Below are 21,734 nucleotides of genomic sequence, written 5' to 3' on the forward strand. Positions count from 1 at the left end.
TGAAATCCTGGGTTGAGGTATCTCTGAACACACCGGCACAGCTCTCTTTGCCACTTTATCTTCCTGACGACGAAACTTTTGCAAGTTTCTGGCCGGGGGATAACTCCTCTTTACTGGCTGCACTGCAAAACGTGCTGCGTCAGGAACATAGCGGGTATATTTATCTCTGGTCGCGCGAAGGCGCTGGCCGTAGTCATTTGCTGCATGCAGCCTGTGCGGAACTGTCCGCGCGCGGTGATGCAGTAGGTTACGTGCCGCTCGATAAACGCACCTGGTTTGTCCCTGAAGTGCTCGACGGGATGGAGCATTTATCGCTGGTATGCATCGATAACATCGAATGTGTGGCCGGGGATTCGCTGTGGGAAATGGCGATCTTTGATCTCTACAACCGCATCCTGGAGTCGGGGAAAACGCGCCTGCTGATCACCGGCGATCGCCCGCCAAGACAGCTGAATCTGGGGTTGCCGGATCTCGCCTCGCGCCTGGACTGGGGACAAATCTACAAGCTGCAGCCGCTTTCCGATGAAGATAAGCTGCAGGCGTTGCAATTACGCGCCAGACTTCGTGGATTTGAACTGCCGGAAGATGTGGGACGCTTTCTGCTTAAGCGTCTGGATCGGGAAATGCGTACGCTGTTTATGACGTTGGATCAGTTAGATCACGCATCGATCACCGCCCAGCGCAAACTCACCATTCCGTTCGTAAAAGAGATACTGAAGCTGTAAGCGCCGCAGCCGAAAAGACTGCGGCAGGTTGCAGGTTAACCGATGATTTCCAGTACCTGCTCTGGCGGACGACCAATCCGCGCCTGGCCTTTGGCGACCACAATTGGGCGCTCCATCAGTTTCGGGTTTTCCACCATTGCCTGAATTAGCGCATCTTCACTCAGATTTTTGTCCGCCAGGTTAAGCGATTTATAGAGATCCTCTTTCTGGCGCATCAGTTCACGTGCGCTGGACATGCTGAGCATCTGCAGCAGTTCACGCAGGGTTGCGGCATCAGCCGGCGTTTCCAGATACAACACCACCTCCGGGTCCACGCCGTTGGACTTCAGTAATTCCAGCGTTTCGCGGCTCTTGGAGCAGCGTGGGTTATGGTAGATTTTGATCGCGTCTGACATTTTTCTTCCTGTTACATTTTCGTGTACGGTTTAAAGCGCTCTTGCAACTGGCGTAGCTGGTCAATACGGGCATCGTATCTGGCCTGCTGCTGGCTACCCAGTTTCACCTGAGAGCTTGCGCTGCTGAGCATCGAAATCGCCTGATCCAGACGCCCTGCAAGGGCATACCCTTCGGCGCGCGCCGCCAGTTCCTGATCGCGGTTGTTCAGGTTGGCTTCCGTTTGCGCTAACAGATCCCAGCCGTTGGGATCGTCCTTATGGTTAAACGTATAGCGATTCAGGATGGTTGCCGCCTCTTTGGCTTGTCCTCCTTGTAAATACGCATTCGCCAGGTTGAGCTGCAGTACCGGGTTAGTGCGCAGGTCGCGGGCGTTTTTCAACCGATTAATAGCGTCGCTGGTTTTCTTCTGACCGAGATCGATATCCGTAGCCAGGTCGAGATACCAGGCATTGTTAGGATCTGCCGCCAGCAGCGGTTGCAGCGCTTTACGCGCCTCATCGTATTTACTGGCTTCCATCGCCTGCAATGCCCGACCATACTGCGCCGCACGTTGCTCACGCACGTTGCCTTTCGACCAGTTACTCAGCAGGTCGTCGCTCAGTTGGTTGCGACCAGAATTGTACATGCCCAGGGTTCGCGCCTTAGCCAGATAAAAATCTTCTGATGACTGGACGACCACCGGGCGCATTTGGTTGGCGCGGTTACGGGCATCCGACAGACGGCTTTCAGGCAGGGGGTGAGTCAGCAAAATTTCTGGTGGACGCGAAGAGTAACGGGCCTGATCGAGCAGTTTTTCCAGAAACGTCGGCATGGCCTGGGGATCGAATCCCGAGCGTTGCAGCACCTGAATACCGATGCGGTCGGCTTCCTGTTCGTTTTGCTGCGTAAAGCTAATCATCCCCTGACGTGTACCTGCCAGCGTACCGGTCAGCGCCGCCATACCCGCCTGCGGACTGGCCATCGCCAATAAAATTGAGCCTAACGCACCAACCCACGTTAGCGGCGCGCTGCGTTTCTGATCTTCCATAGCACGCGCCAGGTGACGCTGCGTAACGTGGGAAATTTCGTGCGCCATAACCGATGCCAGTTGGCTTTCGTTATCGGAATAGCGGAATAACGCGGAGTGCAGGACAACGTTGCCGCCAAAGAAAGCAAAGGCGTTGATTTCATCGTTGTTAATCAAAAAGAAGGTGAAGGGCGTTTTTACCGAGTCGGCGTGCGAGACCAGACGCATCCCCAGCGCATTAATGTATTGGGTGAGCAACGGATCGTTAATTAATGGCGCACTGCCGCGCAGCTGGCGTACGTAATAATCGCCCATCTGCATTTCCTGTCCTATGGAAAGCGTGCTCCCTGCCGAGGTTCCCATATCAGGCAGGGTGTCCGCAGTATCAGCAAATGCGGGCGCGACCTGACCGATGGTCAGTGCGGCAATGAGGGTAGCAACCAGGTTTTTTTTCAACTGCCTGAACATAACCTCTGTCCTGTATTCTTTTTTGAGATAGCCATTTGACCAATGCCGTGAAGTATCGTTCACACTCCGCAAGCTTAGGGAGTGTAACTGCGAAACCTGACGATGAACACCCAGGAAAAATGTCTTTTCACTTTGCGTAATCAGCCATAAAAAGCGAAGTCTTTTTTGTGACATTTCGATACAATTCGGGATCGCAATCCCGCTATTGGGTTCATGGAAGGGTTTTATGCTCGAAATGTTGATGCAATGGTATCGCCGCCGCTTTAGCGACCCCGAAGCCATCGCCTTGCTGATTATTCTGGTTGCTGGTTTTGGCATCCTGTTCTTCTTTAGCGGTCTTCTGGCGCCGCTGTTGGTCGCCATTGTGCTGGCTTACCTGCTTGAATGGCCGACCGTACGGCTGGAACATATAGGTTGTTCACGGCGTTGGGCAACATCGATCGTGCTGGTGGTGTTTGTCGGTATTTTGCTGCTGATGGCGTTTGTGGTGATGCCCGTTGCATGGCAGCAGGGGATCTACCTGATCCGCGATATGCCCGGCATGCTCAATAAATTGTCTGATTTTGCCGCCACCTTGCCACGACGTTATCCGGCGCTGATGGATGCGGGCATTATTGATGCGATGGCGGAGAATATGCGCTCGCGAATGCTCACCATGGGTGATTCGGTGGTGAAATATTCGCTGGCCTCACTGGTCGGTTTGCTGACGCTGGCGGTTTACCTGGTTCTCGTCCCATTGATGGTGTTCTTTCTGATCAAAGATAAAGGACAGATGCTGAACGCCGTGCGCCGGGTGCTGCCGCGTAATCGCGGGCTGGCGGGGCAGGTATGGAAAGAGATGAATCAGCAAATCACCAACTATATCCGCGGAAAGGTGCTGGAAATGGTGGTGGTCGGCGTGGCGACCTGGCTAGGCTTTCTACTGTTTGGTCTCAACTATTCGCTGCTACTGGCGGTGCTGGTAGGGTTCTCTGTGCTGATCCCGTATATCGGCGCTTTTGTCGTGACGATTCCGGTAGTCGGTGTGGCGCTGTTCCAGTTTGGCCTTGGCACCGAGTTCTGGAGCTGTTTTGCCGTGTACCTGATTATCCAGGCGTTGGACGGTAATCTGTTGGTGCCGGTGCTGTTCTCCGAGGCGGTAAATCTGCATCCGCTGGTGATTATTCTGTCGGTGGTGATCTTCGGCGGCCTGTGGGGATTCTGGGGCGTATTCTTTGCGATTCCTCTGGCAACGTTAATCAAAGCGGTAATGCATGCCTGGCCGGATGGTCAGGCCGTTGATGAACCCTAATCCGCATGCTCTGGCGATGCAATGTCGCCGGAGCTGAACTTGTCGGACCTCTATCCACACTTTCTGAATATTCTCCTCGGCTGTCGTTTTTCTCCGCATTTGTCTTTAACTTGACCTGCGTGATGTCTTTTAGTCACACAAGGAATAAGGCCAACTGGAGAACAAAATGGGTCACAACACACACACGCAGCAAAAGGTGGGATGGGGCGGTTATCTCGCTTTTTTTATTACGATTATTCTTTTTTCCGGCATGTTTGCGAAAAGTACCGAATGGTGGCGGGTCTTTGACTTCACCGTCCTCAACGGCGCATTTGGGCAGATTAATGCGGCGGGCGACACGGCGATCTCTTTTCGCGGCGCGGGCGGTATGGGCGCCAAAGATGGCTTCTTATTCGCGCTTGAGCTGGCGCCTTCCGTCATTCTTTCGCTCGGGATAATTTCCGTCACTGAAGGGCTGGGAGGTTTACGTGCGGCGCAACAGCTGATGACGCCTGTCTTGCGCCCGTTACTCGGTATTCCAGGGGTTTGTTCGCTGGCGTTGATTGCGAATTTGCAAAATACCGATGCCGCAGCCGGGATGACCAAAGAAATGGCGGAAGAGGGCATTATCACTGAACAGGAACGTGCCATTTTTGCCTGCTGGCAAACCAGCGGCAGCGCGTGTATTACCAACTATTTTTCCTCTGGCGCTGCGCTGTTTACGGTGGTTACCGTTCCGGTAATTACGCCGCTTGCGGTGATCCTTGTCTTCAAATTTGTGGGTGCGAACCTGCTGCGTTTGTGGATTGCGCAGCTGGAAAATCGCCGTATGCAGCAGGAGGCGTGAGATGACAACGCAGGTACGTAAAAACGTCATGGATATGTTTATCGATGGCGCACGGCGCGGATTTACTATTGCAACGACCAGCCTGTTGCCTAACGTGGTGATGGCGTTTGTAATTATTCAGGCGCTGAAGGTGACGGGGCTGCTCGAGATTGTCGGGCGGGTATGTGAGCCGGTTATGGCGCTGTGGGGCTTGCCGGGGGAATCTGCCACCGTGCTGCTGGCGGCGGTGATGAGTATGGGAGGCGGCGTCGGCGTTTGCGCCAGCCTGGTTGTCGCCGGTACGCTTTCGGGACATGATGCCACGGTATTGTTACCGGCTATCTACCTGATGGGCAATCCGGTGCAAAATGTGGGACGCTGTCTGGGGACCGCGGGGGTTCATCCCCGTTACTACCCGCTGATTATTGCGGTATGCGTAATTAATGCGCTGCTCTCTATTTGGGTTATGCAGGTTATTGCCTGACAAGGAAGGTTATGAACTGTTCCATTCTTAATTTGACGTTGTTCCAGCAGGGACACGTGTACGCGCCGGAAGATTTAGGGCGCCAGGACATACTGGTGTCCGGCAGCAAAATTGTTGCCATCGCGCCGTTGATTTCCCCTGAAGATTTTCCCGGCTGCACGTGCATCAATCTTGACGGCGCGATTGTGTGTCCGGGGTTTATCGATCAACACGTCCATCTGATTGGCGGCGGTGGAGAAGCGGGGCCGCACACCCGCACGCCGGAAGTGCGCTTGTCGCGGCTGGTTGAAGCTGGCGTCACCTCGGTGGTGGGATTACTGGGTACTGATGGTATTACCCGTCACCCGGAATCGCTGCTGGCGAAAACCCGCGCGCTGGAATTTGAAGGCATTAGCGCGTGGATGCTGACCGGGGCGTATTCTCTACCTTCCCCGACTATTACCGGCAGCATCGATCGCGACGTGGCGCTGATCGATAAAATTATTGGCGTGAAATGCGCGGTTTCGGACCACCGTTCTTCCGCTCCGGACTCTTCGGCGCTGGCAAACATGGCGGCGCAAGCTCGCGTGGGTGGATTGTTAGGACGAAAACCGGGAATCAGCGTCTTCCATATGGGCGACAGCCCGCGCATGCTGGAGCCGTTGTACCAGATCCTCGACTGTTGCGATGTGCCGATTACCAAACTGCTGCCGACCCACGTTAATCGTGCACAACCGTTGTTCCAGGCGGCGTTGGAGTATGCCCGCAAAGGCGGTTATATCGACATTACCAGCAGTATTGATGAGCCCGTCGACCCGGCCACGGCAATCGCCACGGCGCTTAGCCAGAACGTGCCGCTGTCGCGTATTACGCTGAGCTCAGACGGCAACGGCAGCCAGCCGGAATTTGATGAGTACGGTAACCTCACCGGCATCGGTGTCGCAGGGTTTGAATCGCTGGCAGAAACGGTGCGCCAGTTGGTGAAGATTCATGCCATACCGCTGGAGCAGGCGCTGTGTCCGCTGACGCGCACGGTCGCAGAGTTTTTGGGACTGGAGCATAAGGGGCGTCTGGCGGTGGGATGTGATGCAGACATTCTGGTGCTCAACGACGCGCTGGAGGTTCATCACCTGTGGGCGAAGGGAAAAGCCGTGGTCAGGGAGAAAAAAGCCTGCGTAAAAGGGACGTTTGAATAAACGAGGTTGATGCCGGATAGCGGCGTAAATGCCTTATCCGGCCTGCGGGTTGCGCGGAAACAGGCCTGATAAGACGCGTAGCGTCGCCATCAGGCTTTATCCGGCAAAACGTAAATCAAGCGTTCTCTTTCAGCCAGTTCATTACCACATCGTGGTGGTTACTGGTTTTGAAGTCATCAAACACATGCTCAATTTTCCCTTCAGCATCAATCAGGAAGCTGATGCGGTGGATGCCATCGTAGGTTTTGCCCATAAACGATTTCTCACCCCAGACGCCGAACTGCTCGCAAACCTGATGATCTTCGTCGGACAAGAGCGTGAAGTTAAGGACTTCTTTTTCCGCGAATCGGGAAAGCTTCTCTGGTTTATCGGTGCTGATTCCCAGCACTTCAACACCTGCTTTTTTTAACTCATCCATGTTATCGCGCAGGCCGCAGGCCTGAACGGTACAGCCGGGTGTCATGGCTTTTGGGTAAAAATAAACCAGAACACGCTGTCCCTGGAAGTCGGTTAAATTTACTTGTTCTCCGTCTTGATCCGGCAAGCTAAATTTCGGTGCGATATCACCGGCTTTCAGTGGGTTCATTACTTAACTCCATCCTGTTCATCATGCTGTGAGTAATTGACGACGTTAATACTGCCTTGCGCATTGAGTTCTGTACAGAGTGCTTTAAACGCATCTTCAATATTTGCCGCATCATGTGACGCAGGACTATGTGCGGTGATTTGAATAAACAGCTGTGCCGCCTTTCCGTTCTCAGCCGGTTGCGTGCGTGACACCAGTTCCGCAATATTCATTTGGTGGCTGTCAAACAGGGCGGTAAAGCGTTCAATCAAATGTGGAGAATCAGGGACATCGACTTGAACCCATACCGTCGCGGGCATCGCCGGACGGGGGCGCGCGGTCGTGCGCTTCATCACGATCAGTAAATCCAGCTCTGCACCTTTCAATGGTAAGGTTGATTCAATCAGGGTGATGGCATTCCAGGTGCCCGACAGCAACATGATAAACGTGAACTCGTCACCCAGCATGGCCAACCGGCTGTCTTCGATATTACAGCCGCAACTGCTGACATGACGCGTGATGGTGTTCACAATTCCTGGGCGGTCAGCACCCAGCGCAGTAATGACCAGATAGTGTTGCGATGACGATGTCAAACCTGTTCTTCCTTTGAGCGGTGAGGTAATCATAAGGAAAGCATAAAAAAAACATGCATACAACAATCAGAACGGCTCTGGTCGCTTGCTTTTATTGTCGTACCAAACGTACCATTGAGACACTTGTTTGCACAGAGGATGGCCCATGTTCACGGGAAGTATTGTCGCGCTTGTTACGCCGATGGATGAGAAAGGTAAAGTCTGCCGGTCGAGCCTGAAAAAACTGATTGATTATCATGTCGCCAGCGGCACCTCGGCGATCGTTTCGGTTGGCACCACCGGTGAGTCTGCCACCCTGAGTCATGATGAGCATGGCGATGTGGTGATGATGACCCTGGAGTTGGCCGACGGGCGTATTCCGGTGATAGCCGGAACCGGCGCCAATGCGACCGCGGAAGCCATTAGTCTGACGCAGCGTTTCAACGACAGTGGTGTTGTCGGCTGCCTGACGGTGACGCCTTACTACAACCGCCCAACCCAGGAAGGTTTGTTCCAGCATTTCAAAGCCATCGCTGAGCATACTGACCTGCCGCAAATTCTGTATAATGTGCCGTCCCGTACCGGCTGCGATATGCTGCCGGAAACCGTTGGTCGCCTGGCGAAAGTAAAAAATATTATCGCTATTAAAGAGGCCACGGGGAACTTAAGTCGCGTTCACCAGATCAAAGAGCTGGTTTCAGACGACTTCATTCTGCTCAGCGGTGATGACGCAACCGGACTGGATTTTATGCAGCTCGGTGGTCATGGCGTGATTTCCGTAACGTCTAACGTTGCGGCGCGTGACATGGCTGAAATGTGCAAACTGGCGGCAGCCGGGCACTTTGCCGAGGCGCGGGTGATTAACCAGCGTCTGATGCCGTTACACAACAAACTATTTGTCGAACCCAATCCTATCCCAGTGAAATGGGCGTGTAAGGAGTTGGGACTTGTGGCGACCGATACGCTACGTCTGCCGATGACGCCAATCACGGACAATGCTCGTGAAATCGTCAAAGCGGCGCTTAAGCATGCCGGTTTGCTGTAAAGTTTAGGGAGATTTGATGGCTTACTCAGTACAAAAGTCGCGCCTGGCCAAGGTTGCGGGTGTTTCGCTTGTTATGTTGCTCGCGGCCTGTAGTTCTGACTCGCGTTATAAGCGCCAGGTGAGCGGTGATGAATCCTATCTGGAGGCCGCACCGCTTGCTGAGCTTCACGCTCCAGCCGGAATGATTCTGCCGGTTATGTCGGGTGACTATAACATCCCGGTAACCAACGGCAGCGGTGCCGTGGGTAAAGCGCTGGACATTCGCCCACCGGCTCAGCCGTTAGCACTTGTCACCGGCGCTCGCACTCAGATCGCGGGTGATACGTCGACGTTGCTGGTGGAAAATGGTCGTGGAAACACGTTGTGGCCACAGGTCGTTAGCGTCATTCAGTCTAAAAACTACACGATCACCAAACGTGATGATGCCAGTCAGACTTTGACCACCGATTGGGTTAACTGGAACCGTCTGGATGAAGACGAGCAGTACCGTGGACGTTATCAAATCTCGGTTAAACCGCAGGGCTATCAGCAAGCGGTAACGGTGAAACTGATTAACCTCGAGCAGGCGGGTAAACCCGTAGCCGATGCGGCATCAATGCAGCGTTACAGCGCTGAGATGATGAACGTTATCTCTGCTGGTCTGGATAAGAACGCCACCGACGCCGCGAATGCCGCGCAAAACCGCTCGGCAGCCACCATGGATGTTCAGAGCGCCGCCGATGACACCGGTTTACCGATGCTGGTGGTACGTGGACCGTTCAACGTGGTATGGCAGCGTCTGCCGGCAGCGCTTGAGAAAGTGGGGATGAAAGTGACCGACAGCACCCGCTCTCAGGGCAGCATCGCCGTCACCTACAAACCACTGTCCGATAGCAACTGGCAGGAGTTGGGCGCAAGCGATCCGGGTCTGGTATCCGGCGACTACAAACTGCAGGTCGGTGATTTAGACAACCGCAGTAGTTTGCAGTTTATCGATCCGAAGGGGCATACCCTGACGCAAAGCCAGAACGACGCGCTGGTCGCCGTCTTCCAGGCCGCGTTCAGTAAGTAAAAATAAAGGGCTGGATAACTCCAGCCCTTTTTTTCTGATATGATACGCAAACGTGTGCGTCGGCAGAAAAACGCAATATTTATCGTTAATTCACACCCAGGAGTAATAAAGATGCAAAAGCAAGCTGAGTTGTATCGTGGTAAAGCGAAGACCGTATACAGCACGGAAAACCCGGACCTGTTGGTGCTCGAATTCCGCAATGATACGTCAGCAGGGGATGGCGCGCGCATTGAACAGTTTGACCGTAAAGGCATGGTGAACAACAAGTTCAACCATTTCATTATGACTAAACTGCAAGAAGCGGGCATTCCTACCCAGATGGAGCGACTGCTTTCCGATACTGAATGTCTGGTGAAAAAACTGGAGATGGTACCGGTTGAATGTGTGGTACGTAACCGCGCGGCAGGCTCACTGGTTAAGCGTTTAGGCGTTGAGGAAGGTATTGAACTGAATCCGCCGCTGTTTGATCTGTTCCTGAAAAACGATGCTATGCACGATCCAATGATTAACGATTCCTATTGCGAAACTTTTGGTTGGGTGAGCAAAGAGAATCTGGCGCGTATGAAAGAGCTGACCTACAAAGCCAACGACGTGCTGAAAAAGATGTTTGATGATGCGGGTCTGATTCTGGTCGACTTCAAACTTGAGTTCGGTTTGTATAAAGGTGAAGTGGTCCTGGGCGATGAGTTCTCACCGGACGGCAGTCGTCTGTGGGACAAAGAAACGCTGGATAAAATGGACAAAGATCGCTTCCGCCAGAGCCTGGGCGGGTTGATCGAAGCCTATGAAGCCGTCGCGCATCGTCTGGGTGTGAAGTTAGACTAATCCTCCCTCTGAGCCGGCGATCGCTCTCCGGCTCATCAATCCCGCTGATTTTGATTACTGTTTCTTATGGTAATCCTGTTCCGAACCGCCTACGATCATCATCATAATGAATAAAAAGTTGAGGTGATTATGCGCTGGCAAGGGCGTCGTGAAAGTGACAATGTGGAAGACAGACGAAACAGCTCCGGCGGTGGCCCCTCTATGGGCGGCCCTGGTTTTCGTTTGCCCAGTGGTAAAGGCGGCATCATCCTGCTAATCGTGGTGCTTGTCGCAGGTTATTATGGCGTGGATCTCACCGGATTAATGACCGGTCAGCCTGTTTCCCAACAGCAATCATCACACTCCATCAGCCCAAATGATGATGAAGCAGCGAAATTTACCTCGGTAATTTTGGCCACCACGGAAGATACCTGGGGACAGCAGTTTGAAAAAATGGGCCGGACCTACCAACAACCGAAGCTGGTGATGTATCGCGGAGCAACGCGAACCGGCTGCGGCGCGGGCCAGTCCGTGATGGGACCATTTTATTGCCCGGCAGATGGCACGGTATATATCGACCTCTCATTCTATGATGACATGAAAAACAAACTGGGCGCCGATGGTGATTTTGCTCAGGGTTATGTTATCGCCCATGAAGTGGGTCACCATGTGCAGAAACTGCTGGGTATTGAACCGAAAGTTCGCCAGATGCAGCAGAATGCCTCACAGGCTGAGGTAAATCGTCTTTCCGTGCGTATGGAACTGCAGGCGGACTGCTTTGCCGGCGTCTGGGGCCACAGTATGCAGCAGCAGGGCGTGCTGGAGTCCGGTGACCTGGAAGAAGCGCTGAACGCCGCTCAGGCCATTGGCGACGATCGCCTGCAGCAGCAGGGACAAGGACGCGTTGTGCCGGACAGCTTTACTCATGGTACTTCCGAGCAGCGTTTTACCTGGTTCAAACGCGGTTTTGACAGCGGCGATCCGGGACAATGTAATACTTTTGGTAAAGGCATTTAAGATACAGAGGCAGGGATGTCTGATATCACGGCGCTGAGCGCGTTAACCGAACAGATGAGCCGCGAAGGGATCCGTCGTCTGCTGATTATCAGCGGCGAAGGGAACTGGTGTCGGGAGCAGGCATTAGCGCTACGCAACATCTTACCCGGCGACTGGCTATGGGTAGGGGCGCAAGCCCCTGCTGAGCCGAACTGCACGCCGCAGGCGCTGCAAACGTTACTCGGGCGCGAGTTCCGTCATGCGGTTTTTGACGCAGGGCAGGGATTTGACGCTGCGGCATTTGCCGCCTTAAGCGGAACGCTGATTGCCGGAAGCTGGCTGGTTTTGCTGACTCCACCCTGGCATAGCTGGCAGACCTATCCGGACGCGGATTCACTGCGCTGGAGCGACTGCCCACACCCGATTCCAACGCCGCATTTTGTTGAACACGTCAAACGGGTGATTTCCCGTGATGGACAGGCTTTGCACTGGCAGCAGCATCTGCCTGCATCCATCCCTGGTTTTCCTGTTTGTGCAGACTGGCACGCGGCAACCGGTGAACCTCAGCCTGAACAGGCGCTGATTTTAGCGCAGTTGCTGGAGATGCCTCCCGGCGTGGTTGCGGTCACTGCCGCACGTGGCCGGGGCAAATCCGCGCTGGCGGGGCAACTGATAGCACGTATCAACGGGACAGCGATTGTTACCGCGCCTGCCAAAGCGGCAACCGATGTGCTGGCGCAATTTGCCGCAGAGCGTTACCGCTTCATGGCCCCGGATGCGCTGTTAAGCAGTTCTGCAACCGCAGACTGGCTGATTGTAGATGAAGCCGCCGCGATCCCCGCGCCGCTGCTGCACCAACTGGTGGCGCGTTTTCCTCGTAAACTGTTAACCACCACCGTTCAGGGCTACGAGGGGACTGGCAGAGGCTTCTTGCTGAAATTCTGCGCCCGCTTCCCCACTCTTCGACGCTATGAGTTGCATCAACCCATACGCTGGGCGCAGGGATGTCCGCTGGAGCAAATCGTCAGCGATGCGCTGGTGTTTGATGATGAAACGTTCACGCATACCCCATTGGGGGATTTGCACTTCTCGGCGTTTGAGCAACGCGCCTGGCATACAAACCCGGCGCTGCCGTTAGCGGTATATCAACTGCTTTCCGGGGCGCATTATCGCACCTCGCCACTGGACCTGCGGCGGATGATGGATGCGCCGGGGCAGCATTTCCTTCAGGCTTCGGCTGCTGACTCGGTGGCGGGAGCCGTCTGGCTGGTCGATGAGGGGGGATTATCCGCAGAATTAAGCCAGGCCGTCTGGGCCGGATATCGCCGACCAAGAGGCAATCTGGTTGCACAGTCACTGGCGGCGCATGGCGGTGACCCGTTGGCGGCGACGCTTGTCGGGCGACGGGTTAGCCGAATTGCGGTTCATCCCTCGCGCCAGCGAGAAGGTATCGGACAGCAGTTGATTATGCAGGCCCTGCGTTATTCCATGCAGTGTGATTATCTGTCCGTCAGCTTTGGTTATACGGCTGAACTATGGCGTTTCTGGCAACGCTGCGGTTTTGTGTTGGTACGGATGGGCAATCATCGGGAAGCCAGCAGCGGCTGTTACACCGCTATGGCGATACTTCCCATCAGCGAAGCGGGTAAACGCCTTGCCCGGCGGGAACACCAGCGCCTGCGCAGGGATGCGGAAATCCTTGCGCAGTGGAATGGAGAGCACATTCCGCTGACCCCGCTGAAAGAGGCTACGCTTAATGAGGATGACTGGGCTGAGCTGGCTGGGTTTGCCTTCGCGCATCGACCATTGCTGACATCGCTGGGCTGTCTGAGTCGTCTGCTTGAGCACAGCGAACTGCCTCTTCCGGCGCTTCGCGGGCGTTTACAGGCTAAACACAGCGACGCCGAATTATGCCAACGGCTGAAGATCTCAGGTCGCAAAGCGCTGCTGGCGGTTCAGCGCGCTGAGGCTGCGCAGGCCTTAAAACAGCTGGACGCTGAACGTGAACAGCGGCTACATAATCGCATTATGCAATGGCAATTTTTTCACTAACTTCTTCAATTTCCTGGCATGGTCATTGCGGTTAAGCGGCGTAGAATGATTCTCATCAGTTAAGGAGATCGCCATGAAACATGACCATTTTGTTGTTCAAAGTCCCGATAAACCCGCTCAACAGCTATTGTTGCTGTTTCATGGCGTCGGCGATAACCCGGTTGCCATGGGGGAAATTGGCTCCTGGTTTGCGCCGCTGTTTCCGGATGCGCTAATCGTTAGCATTGGCGGGGCAGAGCCTTACAGTACAACTTCTGGACGTCAGTGGTTTTCGGTGCAGGGCGTAACGGAAGAGAACCGTCAGGCGCGTATTGACGCGATTATGCCGGTGTTTATCGAAACAGTGCGTTACTGGCAGAAGCAAAGCGGCGTTTCACCGCAGGCTACCGCGCTGATTGGTTTTTCTCAGGGTTCTATTATGTCGCTTGAGAGCATCAAAGCCGAGCCGGGGCTGGCGTCGCGGGTCATTGCCTTCAATGGTCGCTATGCCACTTTACCGGAGACGGCAACCACTGCGACTACGGTGCACTTGATTCACGGCGGTGAAGACCGGGTGATTGAGTTATCTCACGCCGTTGCCGCGCAGGAGGCGTTAATTCGCGCCGGTGGGGATGTGACGCTGGATATCGTTGAAAATCTGGGGCACGCCATTGATGAACGCAGCATGCAGTTTGCGCTCGATCATCTGCGTTTTACCGTACCGAAGCACTACTTTGATGAAGCGCTGAGCGGTGGTAAGCCTCACGATGATGATGTGATTGAGATGATTTAACCCGTAGTCCGGATGGTGATGCGAAACCACCATCCGGCTCACGTTGGCTTATTTCTTCGGTTGATCCTTATTCGGCCAATCGTCGTCGTCATCCCATTTATCGTTAAAGTCACGATGCGGGGGAAGTTCCGGCTTATTCGCAAGAAATTTCTTGTGGTCGACGCGCTTGAGATCTTTAATCACGTTCAGCAGTACGCCTACCAAAAACACCAAAACCAGAATCCACCAGTACTTTGCCAGCCAATCCATGCTCATTTCCTCTTACAGGAACACTCATCAGGCGACGAGTTGTTCCATGATACGTTGATACATTCGGGCAAGCAGCTGCAGGTCGGCGGCATTAACACATTCATTAATTTTATGAATAGTGGCGTTGACCGGCCCAAGTTCTACTACCTGCGCCCCCATGCGAGCAATAAAACGCCCGTCGGACGTCCCGCCTGTAGTCAGTAACTGCGGTTTAATCTCATTATAGTGCTCAATGGCGTTCACCACCGCATCAACCAGTTTACCGCGTTCTGTCAGGAAAGGCTGACCGGAAAGCCACCAGTCGACGGTATAACGGAGCTGATGTTTCTCCAACAGCGCGTGAACTCGTGCTTTAATCATCTCATCGGTCAGCTCAGTGCTGAAGCGGAAGTTGAACTGGATAAACAGTTCGCCCGGGATAACGTTGTTGCTGCCGGTACCTGCCTGAATATTGGCAATCTGCATGCTGGTCGCTGGGAAGAATTCGTTACCCTGATCCCACTCAATCGCCACCAGTTCGTTGAGCATTGGCGCCGCGCGGTGTACCGGGTTATCGGCCAGATGCGGATAGGCTACGTGGCCCTGCACACCGTGAATGGTCAGGTTGCAGGTCAGTGAACCACGACGTCCATTTTTCACCACGTCGCCAACGATCTCCGTACTGGACGGCTCGCCAACCAGACAATAATCCAGTCGTTCATTACGCGCCATCAGCGCTTCAACTACCTTCACGGTGCCGTTTTTAGCGCTGGCTTCCTCGTCGGACGTTATCAAAAACGCCAGACGACCCTGATGGTTTGGATGCTGGGCAACAAAACGCTCTGCGGCCACGACCATCGCCGCCAGCGAACCTTTCATATCCGCTGCGCCACGCCCGAACAACATGCCATCGCGAATGGTCGGTTCGAACGGGGGGTTAATCCAACGATCAACATCGCCGGCAGGCACTACGTCAGTGTGACCGGCAAATGCCAGAGTCTCACCTTTACCGCGCCATGCCCAAAAATTCTGTGTGTCACCAAAATCCATACGCTCAACGGTAAAACCTACCGCGCGCAGGCGTTCAATCATTAACGCCTGGCACCCGGCATCATCCGGGCTCAGGGAAGGACGGCGAATAAGCTGCTGTGTCAGCTCAATAACCGGGCACGACATAGACTACACCTCATTAAAAAACAGAGTATAACTGGATTCACTGAAACCAAGCAGCATAGGCTTACCCGGCGCGCAGAGCAATGGGCGTTTGATAATTGCTGGCATTTCAATCATCAACGCGGCGGCAGAGGAGGCATCTGTGATTTGACTGCGTGTGGCTTCATCCAGTTTACGCCAGGTGGTTCCACGCGTATTGAGCAATGGCTCCCAGCCTAATTCGCTAATAAAAGAGTGCAATAGCGCATTGTCCAGGCCGTCGACGCGATAATCATGAAAGCGGTATTCGACCCCATTGTCTTCGAGCCAGCGTCTGGCCTTTTTAATCGTGTCGCAATTCTTAATGCCGTAGAGGGTAATCATTTGAATCCTTATTGACATAAATTGAATATTTATTCTCGTATTCTATAACTATGAATAATACATATTGTCATCGAATCGTTATAGAAAAATATAACATTGTTGTTGAATGGTGAATAATGATTCCTGAAAGTTCCAAAACTCGCGGGAAACTGAAAATCAGATTTTGCCTGTTTGCATCAGCCTGTTTTTCCATCAGAATTGACAAAGTAGTAGATGATGTATGAATATTTCAAAATATTGCAGTAAGTCACATAAAATTTATGGGTTTAGCGCATAGTGATTACATATACCCCAGCACTGGAGGAAGTAATCACAACCATCGGTTAAATTGCCTTCTTTTAAAGATGATGATTTCGTAGAATGCCCATAATAATAAGAGAGGTTGTTATGATTGAACGTGAACTGGGGAACTGGAAAGACTTTATCGAAGTGATGCTTCGTAAATAATTTTCTGGAAGAAATTCATATCCTGCAAAGGATAAAAAAAGGCGACTCAACGTAAGTCGCCTTTTTTGTGTCCGATTATTCTGGGCGTGGCTTCAACGGGAAGCGTCTGCGCACCAGCACAAAGAACAGAGGAACGAAGTAAATCGCCAGGATAGTGGCTGAAATCATCCCGCCCATTACGCCCGTCCCCACCGCATGTTGACCACCGGAACCTGCGCCACTGCTGATGGTCATCGGCAGCACCCCAAAGATAAACGCCAGCGACGTCATCAGAATTGGTCGTAAGCGTTGGCGACAGGCATGCAGGGTGGCGTCGAGCAAGTCGTGTCCTTTCTCGTTCATTTCATTGGCGAATTCAACAATCAATATCGCGTTCTTCGCCGAAAGGCCGATAACGGTGAGTAACCCGACCTGGAAGTACACGTCGTTTTCCAGGCCGCGCATCCAGGTGGCCAGCAGCGCGCCAATGACCCCCAGCGGCACCACCAGCATGACGGAGAAGGGAACCGACCAGCTTTCGTACAGAGCCGCCAGGCACAGGAATACCACCAGCAGAGAAATGGCGTACAGGGCGGGAGCCTGAGAACCCGACAGCCGTTCCTGATAGGACATCGCAGTCCATTCGAGGCCGAATCCGGTCGGCAACTGGCGCACCAGCGATTCCATTATGTCCATTGCCGTACCGGTACTGACGCCCGGCGCGGCTTCGCCGACAATCTCGACGGCAGAGTAGCCGTTATAGCGTTCCAGACGCGGTGAACCCGTTTCCCAGCGCGACGTGGCAAAGGCCGAGAAAGGCACCATGCCGCCGCTATTGTTGCGGACATACCACAGGTTGATGTCGTCCGGAAGCATGCGATATTTTGCCGCCGCCTGCACGTAAACCTTCTTCACGCGCCCCCGGTCCATAAAGTCATTGACGTAGCTGGAGCCCCAGGCCGTTTGCAATGTGTCGTTGATATCGTCAATGGAAACGCCCAGTGCCTGGGCTTTGCGCTGATCGATATCAATTTGCAACTGCGGGCTGTCGTCCAGACCATTATGACGAACGCGGGTCAGGGAGGCGTCTTTCCCGGCCAGTTCGATAAGCTTGTCTCGCGCGGCCATTAACGCATCATGGCCCGCACCAGCGTGATCCTGCAGCTCCATATCGAAACCGGCAGAGCTTCCGAGGCCGCTGATAGCTGGAGGGCTGCTGGCGAAGACGCGGGCTTCTTTAATCTTGTTAAAGGCTTTGGTCGCACGTTCAATGATGGCGAAAGAGGTTCCGGTCGTGGTGTCGCGCTCATCCCAGTCTTTTAAGCGGACAAACATACGCGCCACGTTTTGACCGTTCCCGCCAGGGCCGGAGCCGACCGTGGAAAAGACTGACGTAATGTTGTCTTTCTCATGGGTGAAGTAATACTTCTCCACCTCCTCAACCACTTTCAACGTTTGTTGCTGCGTGGAGCCGCTGGGCAACTGCACCGAGGTTGTAAACATGCCGCGGTCTTCCAGGGGCAGGAAGGAGGTTGGCAGGCGCAGGAACAGGAAAACCATACCGCCGAGCAACAGGCCGTAGATCAGTATCCAGCGCAGGCTGCGGTGCAGGATCCTGGCGACGCCTTTTTCGTAGCGTTCGGCGTTGCGATTAAACATGCGGTTAAACCAGCCAAAGAAACCGGTTTGCCCGTGATGTTCGCCCTTATGCAGCGGTTTGAGCAGGGTGGCGCACAGGGCAGGAGTGAGGATCATCGCCACCAGAACAGACAGCACCATCGCAGAGACGATGGTTATCGAGAACTGGCGGTAAATAGCCCCGGTGGTGCCGCCGAAGAAGGCCATAGGGATAAACACCGCCGACAGTACCATCGCGATACCGACCAGCGCGCCCTGGATTTGACCCATCGATTTCCGCGTCGCTTCCCGTGGCGAAAGGCCTTCCGCGCTCATTATACGCTCGACGTTTTCCACCACCACAATGGCGTCATCGACCAGCAGACCGATCGCCAGCACCATCGCAAACATCGTCAGGGTGTTAACGCTGTAGCCAAAGGCGTAGAGCACCGAGAAGGTGCCCATCAGGACCACGGGAACGGCGATGGTAGGAATCAGCGTGGCGCGGAAGTTTTGCAGGAACAGGTACATCACGAGGAATACCAGCGCGATCGCTTCCAGCAGCGTTTTCACCACGTCGATAATTGAGGCTTTGACAAAGGAGGTGGTTTCATACGCTACCTTGTACTCCAGCCCGTGCGGAAAATATTGCGAAAGCTCGTTCAGGCGGTCGATAACCAGCTCCGCCGTTGCCATTTCATTAGCGCCGGAGGCCAGTTTTACCCCCAGACCGGAAGCCGGGTTGCCGTTGAAGCGGCTGAGGTAGTCATACTTTTCCGCGCCCATTTCGACCGTCGCCACATCGCCCAGTTTAACTTCTGAGCCATCCTGGTTGACGCGTAGCGTAATCGCGCGGAATTCATCCGGAGTCTGCAGCAAAGACTGGGCGTTGATTGTTGCATTTAGCGCCTGCTTGTCCACCGAAGGTGTACCGCCAAGCTGTCCGACGGCAATCTGCGCATTCTGTGACTCGATAGCGTCGGTCACATCTTTGGCGGTCATTTGAAAGCTGTTGAGTTTGGCCGGGTCGAGCCAGATTCGCATGGAATATTGTGAACCGTAAGCATCAATATCGCCCACGCCGTTTATACGGCTGAGCGGATCCTGGATATTACTGGCGACGTAGTCAGCGATGTCCTGCTTATCCATTGAGCCATCGGTGGAGACGAAGGCGATGGTCAGAATATTGGTGTCCCCGGTCTTACGCACCGTGACTCCCTGATCCTGTACCGCCTGCGGAAGCTTACGCATTGCCGACTGTAGCTGGTTTTGCACCTGCTGGACGGCCTCGTCAGGATCGGTTCCGGCGACGAAGCTCAGCGTAACCGATGCCTGGCCTGTCCCACTGCTCTGCGACGACATATACATCAGGTTATCGAGACCGGTCATGTTCTGCTCGATAACCTGGGTGACGGTGTTTTCCAGCGTTTGTGCGGATGCGCCAGGGTAGTTCGCGGTTATCCGCACGTTTGGCGGCGCCAGATCGGGATATTGCTCAACGGGCAGCGAAAAAATAGCCAGGGCTCCTGTCAGGCACAACAGGATAGCTAACACCCAGGCAAAAATGGGGCGATCAATGAAAAAATTCGCCATTAAAAGGGGACCTCGTGTTTCTGCGTATCGTTATGGGTATGACTTGCTTCACTTTAGCGGCAAGGTACGGGTCAAACGTGGAGAAAAAAAGAAGATAATGTAAATTATCATGCCCGTTTACAGCATACCTTTTGTGCCAACGCCGTCAGGCCTGGATCCAGCCCCGACGGCACTTTGCGGTTCTTTACGTTAGTTCACCGTCGGATTCTGCCGAACGAAAACTGATACTCACCAGCGTACCCCCTCCGGAGGGTTGAGAGAAGGTCAGCGTGCCGCTCAGCCTTTCCGCCCGCTCGCGCATAATATTTAACCCATAGTGCCCCGTAGGCTCATGCGGCTCGCCAATGCCGATGCCGTTATCGCGGATATAAACCGTATGATTACCATCGGGTGCTGTTACGCAACTGACGGCAATTTCGGTTGCGTTGGCATGCTTAATCGCGTTCAACACCGCTTCACGGACGATCTGCAGCAGATGCACCTGCATTTGCGCGTCCAGCGCCAGCGTCGGCAATCGGCAATCCAGTGTCAGTTTAGCCGAGGTCTGATTTTGCAGCGTTTCCAGCATTTCATGCAGGGCTGAGGGAAGATCGGCCTGCTGTAAAGTCAGGCGGAAGGTGGTGAGCAGTTCGCGCAACTGGCGGTAGGCATCATTCAGCGCCTGGGAGAAATCCGCCATAATGCTTTGCGCCGGGGCGTTATCTTCCGGGATCGAGCGCTTCAATAGCGTGAGCTGAATACGTAAATAAGAGAGCACCTGCGCCAGCGAGTCGTGCAGCTCGCGTGCAATCGTCGCCCGCTCCTCCATTAACAACAACTGCTGGAAATGTTTTTGCGCCTGGTTGAAGTACAACCCGCGTCCCAGCATTGAGGAGACGCTGTTGAGCAGCGGAGTGGAAGCGTTGACGTTGGGACTTTGCCAGTGCAGTTCCCCGTAAACGGTTTCCTGCATGGTGACTGGCAGGATCTGCATTGGTAACTCAGGACTTTTAGTCCCTTCGCTAATCCGCCAGTTATCGCCGACGGTGAGTTCCAGGAAATACGCGGCGTCATGCTCGCGGACAATCTGTAAAATATGGCGGAAACAGTGTACGTCAATCTGACTGGTATTTAATGCCTGGGAACACTGATACAACACCTCCAGACGGCGGTTGGCTTCATGGAGATCGTGGGTTTTCTCAGCGACCGAAGCTTCCAGCGAGCGGTACAGTTTGTGTAATTCACTCGACATCTGGCTGAAGGTTTTACCCAGCAACCCAAGTTCGTTGGGCAAACCGGTATCCAGCGGCGGGATGTCAAACTGCCCGTGTTCGATGTGCTGGCTGGCCATCACCAGCTTATTCAGCGGACGCACCACCTGCTGGCGAATTCGCCGCAAGGTAAAGAAGACGAGAGTGAATATGCCGATCCCACCCGCCAGTGAAATTCCAAAAACCAGCATCACTTTGCGTTCGGCATAATGCTGCAGCGCCAGCACAAAGAGATCGATTTGATCGACATAGCTATTGATATTGGTCTGGTACCATTTTAAATCGCCATCAATCAGACGGGCGTTCATTTCCAGCCAGTTAGCATGCAGACGTCCATAGCGGATTTTTACCGCTTGTGGCACATACCACGCGTTCAGGTTCTGAAGCGACGGTGAGTTTAGCGCCTGCTGAAAAAGCTGGCGATGAGCGTTGAGCTGTGCGCTTTGGCTTTGTAGATCGTAACCCAGACGATAACTTTGCATGCGCAATGAGCCAGCAACGTTGATGGCTTCGGCATCGCGCAAGCTGCTGGTCAGCGTGAGCAACGCAATACCCGTTGAGAGAATCGACAACAGCACGATGTAAAAAAAAGCTTTAGCCAGACTGGCCGAGACCGGACGCTTTACCGTCACTTGTGCATCCTCACACAATACACGTCGCGCCTTAAAACAGCCTGAACGATGCGGTGTATTTGATAAATGTTAATAAAACGCCATGAAACTGGATGGTAACTGAAACACAATTTCATATGCGATGAAATAAATTGATCTGCCACAGGTTCTGGATAAATAGTTGTGCTTCCTGGGCAAATGAACATTGCCGCTTCCTTCCGTGTCGGTTAATAACACTCTTATAAAGAATAAGGTTTTTGCAACCA

The 21,734-nt window shown here is 53.8% G+C and carries 21 protein-coding genes; 12 read left to right on the forward strand and 9 right to left on the reverse strand.

All coding sequences use genetic code 11. The features are described 5' to 3' along the window. Positions 1-23 precede the first annotated feature (23 nt). Entirely contained in the window at positions 24-725 is a 702-nt protein-coding gene (locus tag WHR59_RS06500) for a DnaA inactivator Hda (protein ID WP_211924219.1), read from the forward strand. Between the two features lie 35 nt (positions 726-760). On the opposite strand, the gene arsC is transcribed toward WHR59_RS06500, so the two are convergent. Continuing rightward, complete coding sequence (gene arsC / locus WHR59_RS06505; protein ID WP_047409559.1) at positions 761-1,120, reverse strand: arsenate reductase (glutaredoxin); 360 nt, start codon at positions 1,118-1,120, stop codon at positions 761-763. Between the two features lie 11 nt (positions 1,121-1,131). Next, entirely contained in the window at positions 1,132-2,595 is a 1,464-nt protein-coding gene (gene bepA / locus WHR59_RS06510) for a beta-barrel assembly-enhancing protease (RefSeq protein WP_338843741.1), read from the reverse strand. A 226-nt stretch (positions 2,596-2,821) separates the two neighbouring features. Here bepA and WHR59_RS06515 point away from each other — a divergent pair, with 226 nt between their 5' ends. The 4 genes from WHR59_RS06515 to iadA all read left to right on the forward strand — a co-directional run bounded on the left by WHR59_RS06515 (position 2,822) and on the right by iadA (position 6,350). Then, complete coding sequence (locus WHR59_RS06515; RefSeq protein WP_006683504.1) at positions 2,822-3,886, forward strand: AI-2E family transporter; 1,065 nt, start codon at positions 2,822-2,824, stop codon at positions 3,884-3,886. Between the two features lie 166 nt (positions 3,887-4,052). Next, on the forward strand, positions 4,053-4,712 hold the full coding sequence (locus tag WHR59_RS06520; RefSeq protein ID WP_338843742.1) for a nucleoside recognition domain-containing protein: 660 nt from the start codon (positions 4,053-4,055) through the stop codon (positions 4,710-4,712). A gap of 1 nt (position 4,713) precedes the next feature. Further along, entirely contained in the window at positions 4,714-5,175 is a 462-nt protein-coding gene (locus tag WHR59_RS06525) for a YjiG family protein (protein ID WP_003037948.1), read from the forward strand. An 11-nt stretch (positions 5,176-5,186) separates the two neighbouring features. Further along, a complete protein-coding gene (gene iadA / locus WHR59_RS06530) occupies positions 5,187-6,350 on the forward strand; it encodes a beta-aspartyl-peptidase (RefSeq protein ID WP_172863241.1) in 1,164 nt (387 codons plus the stop codon). Between the two features lie 115 nt (positions 6,351-6,465). Here iadA and bcp read toward each other — a convergent pair whose 3' ends face one another. After that, positions 6,466-6,936 carry a thioredoxin-dependent thiol peroxidase gene (gene bcp, locus WHR59_RS06535; RefSeq protein ID WP_003835095.1) on the reverse strand — a complete coding sequence of 157 codons (471 nt, stop codon included), beginning with the start codon at positions 6,934-6,936 and terminating at the stop codon, positions 6,466-6,468. Further along, positions 6,936-7,508 carry a glycine cleavage system transcriptional repressor gene (locus WHR59_RS06540; RefSeq protein WP_043017165.1) on the reverse strand — a complete coding sequence of 191 codons (573 nt, stop codon included), beginning with the start codon at positions 7,506-7,508 and terminating at the stop codon, positions 6,936-6,938. Before WHR59_RS06540 ends, bcp begins: the two co-directional genes overlap by 1 nt. 145 nt (positions 7,509-7,653) lie before the next feature. On the opposite strand from WHR59_RS06540, the gene dapA reads away from it, so the two are divergent. The 6 genes from dapA to ypfH all read left to right on the forward strand — a co-directional run bounded on the left by dapA (position 7,654) and on the right by ypfH (position 14,207). Continuing rightward, positions 7,654-8,532 (forward strand): 4-hydroxy-tetrahydrodipicolinate synthase, encoded by an 879-nt coding sequence (gene dapA, locus WHR59_RS06545; protein ID WP_006683510.1) that lies wholly within the window; start codon positions 7,654-7,656, stop codon positions 8,530-8,532. A gap of 16 nt (positions 8,533-8,548) precedes the next feature. Continuing rightward, on the forward strand, positions 8,549-9,583 hold the full coding sequence (gene bamC, locus WHR59_RS06550) for an outer membrane protein assembly factor BamC (protein WP_043017164.1): 1,035 nt from the start codon (positions 8,549-8,551) through the stop codon (positions 9,581-9,583). A gap of 111 nt (positions 9,584-9,694) precedes the next feature. Continuing rightward, complete coding sequence (purC, locus tag WHR59_RS06555) at positions 9,695-10,408, forward strand: phosphoribosylaminoimidazolesuccinocarboxamide synthase (protein WP_003835086.1); 714 nt, start codon at positions 9,695-9,697, stop codon at positions 10,406-10,408. A gap of 129 nt (positions 10,409-10,537) precedes the next feature. Next, positions 10,538-11,404, forward strand: coding sequence for a KPN_02809 family neutral zinc metallopeptidase (locus tag WHR59_RS06560; RefSeq protein WP_005121887.1), 867 nt, complete (start codon positions 10,538-10,540; stop codon positions 11,402-11,404). A 15-nt stretch (positions 11,405-11,419) separates the two neighbouring features. Beyond that, the gene (locus WHR59_RS06565; protein WP_172863240.1) at positions 11,420-13,435 is read left to right on the forward strand and encodes a GNAT family N-acetyltransferase; all 2,016 of its coding nucleotides are present in this window, start codon (positions 11,420-11,422) and stop codon (positions 13,433-13,435) included. A gap of 73 nt (positions 13,436-13,508) precedes the next feature. After that, positions 13,509-14,207, forward strand: coding sequence for an esterase (ypfH, locus tag WHR59_RS06570; RefSeq protein ID WP_080626252.1), 699 nt, complete (start codon positions 13,509-13,511; stop codon positions 14,205-14,207). A gap of 48 nt (positions 14,208-14,255) precedes the next feature. Here ypfH and WHR59_RS06575 read toward each other — a convergent pair whose 3' ends face one another. The 3 genes from WHR59_RS06575 to WHR59_RS06585 are packed head-to-tail and all read right to left on the reverse strand — an operon-like array spanning position 14,256 to position 15,971. After that, entirely contained in the window at positions 14,256-14,456 is a 201-nt protein-coding gene (locus WHR59_RS06575) for a YpfN family protein (protein ID WP_003835080.1), read from the reverse strand. 27 nt (positions 14,457-14,483) lie between these two features. Then, positions 14,484-15,611 carry a succinyl-diaminopimelate desuccinylase gene (gene dapE, locus WHR59_RS06580; RefSeq protein WP_003037976.1) on the reverse strand — a complete coding sequence of 376 codons (1,128 nt, stop codon included), beginning with the start codon at positions 15,609-15,611 and terminating at the stop codon, positions 14,484-14,486. A gap of 3 nt (positions 15,612-15,614) precedes the next feature. Then, a complete protein-coding gene (locus WHR59_RS06585; protein ID WP_043017161.1) occupies positions 15,615-15,971 on the reverse strand; it encodes an ArsC family reductase in 357 nt (118 codons plus the stop codon). A gap of 387 nt (positions 15,972-16,358) precedes the next feature. Here WHR59_RS06585 and ypfM point away from each other — a divergent pair, with 387 nt between their 5' ends. Further along, positions 16,359-16,418, forward strand: a complete 60-nt coding sequence (gene ypfM / locus WHR59_RS06590; RefSeq protein ID WP_001386977.1) for a protein YpfM — start codon at positions 16,359-16,361, stop codon at positions 16,416-16,418. 75 nt (positions 16,419-16,493) lie between these two features. Here the strand turns inward: ypfM and acrD are convergent, their stop codons facing one another. Together acrD and narQ are read right to left on the reverse strand one after the other, a co-directional pair. Next, entirely contained in the window at positions 16,494-19,607 is a 3,114-nt protein-coding gene (gene acrD / locus WHR59_RS06595) for a multidrug efflux RND transporter permease AcrD (protein ID WP_172863239.1), read from the reverse strand. Positions 19,608-19,791: 184 nt separating this feature from the next. Continuing rightward, positions 19,792-21,489, reverse strand: a complete 1,698-nt coding sequence (gene narQ / locus WHR59_RS06600) for a nitrate/nitrite two-component system sensor histidine kinase NarQ (RefSeq protein ID WP_172863238.1) — start codon at positions 21,487-21,489, stop codon at positions 19,792-19,794. Positions 21,490-21,734 lie beyond the last annotated feature (245 nt).

The sequence above is a fragment of the Citrobacter europaeus genome (assembly GCF_037482245.1).
In the GTDB taxonomy this organism is placed as follows: domain Bacteria; phylum Pseudomonadota; class Gammaproteobacteria; order Enterobacterales; family Enterobacteriaceae; genus Citrobacter; species Citrobacter europaeus.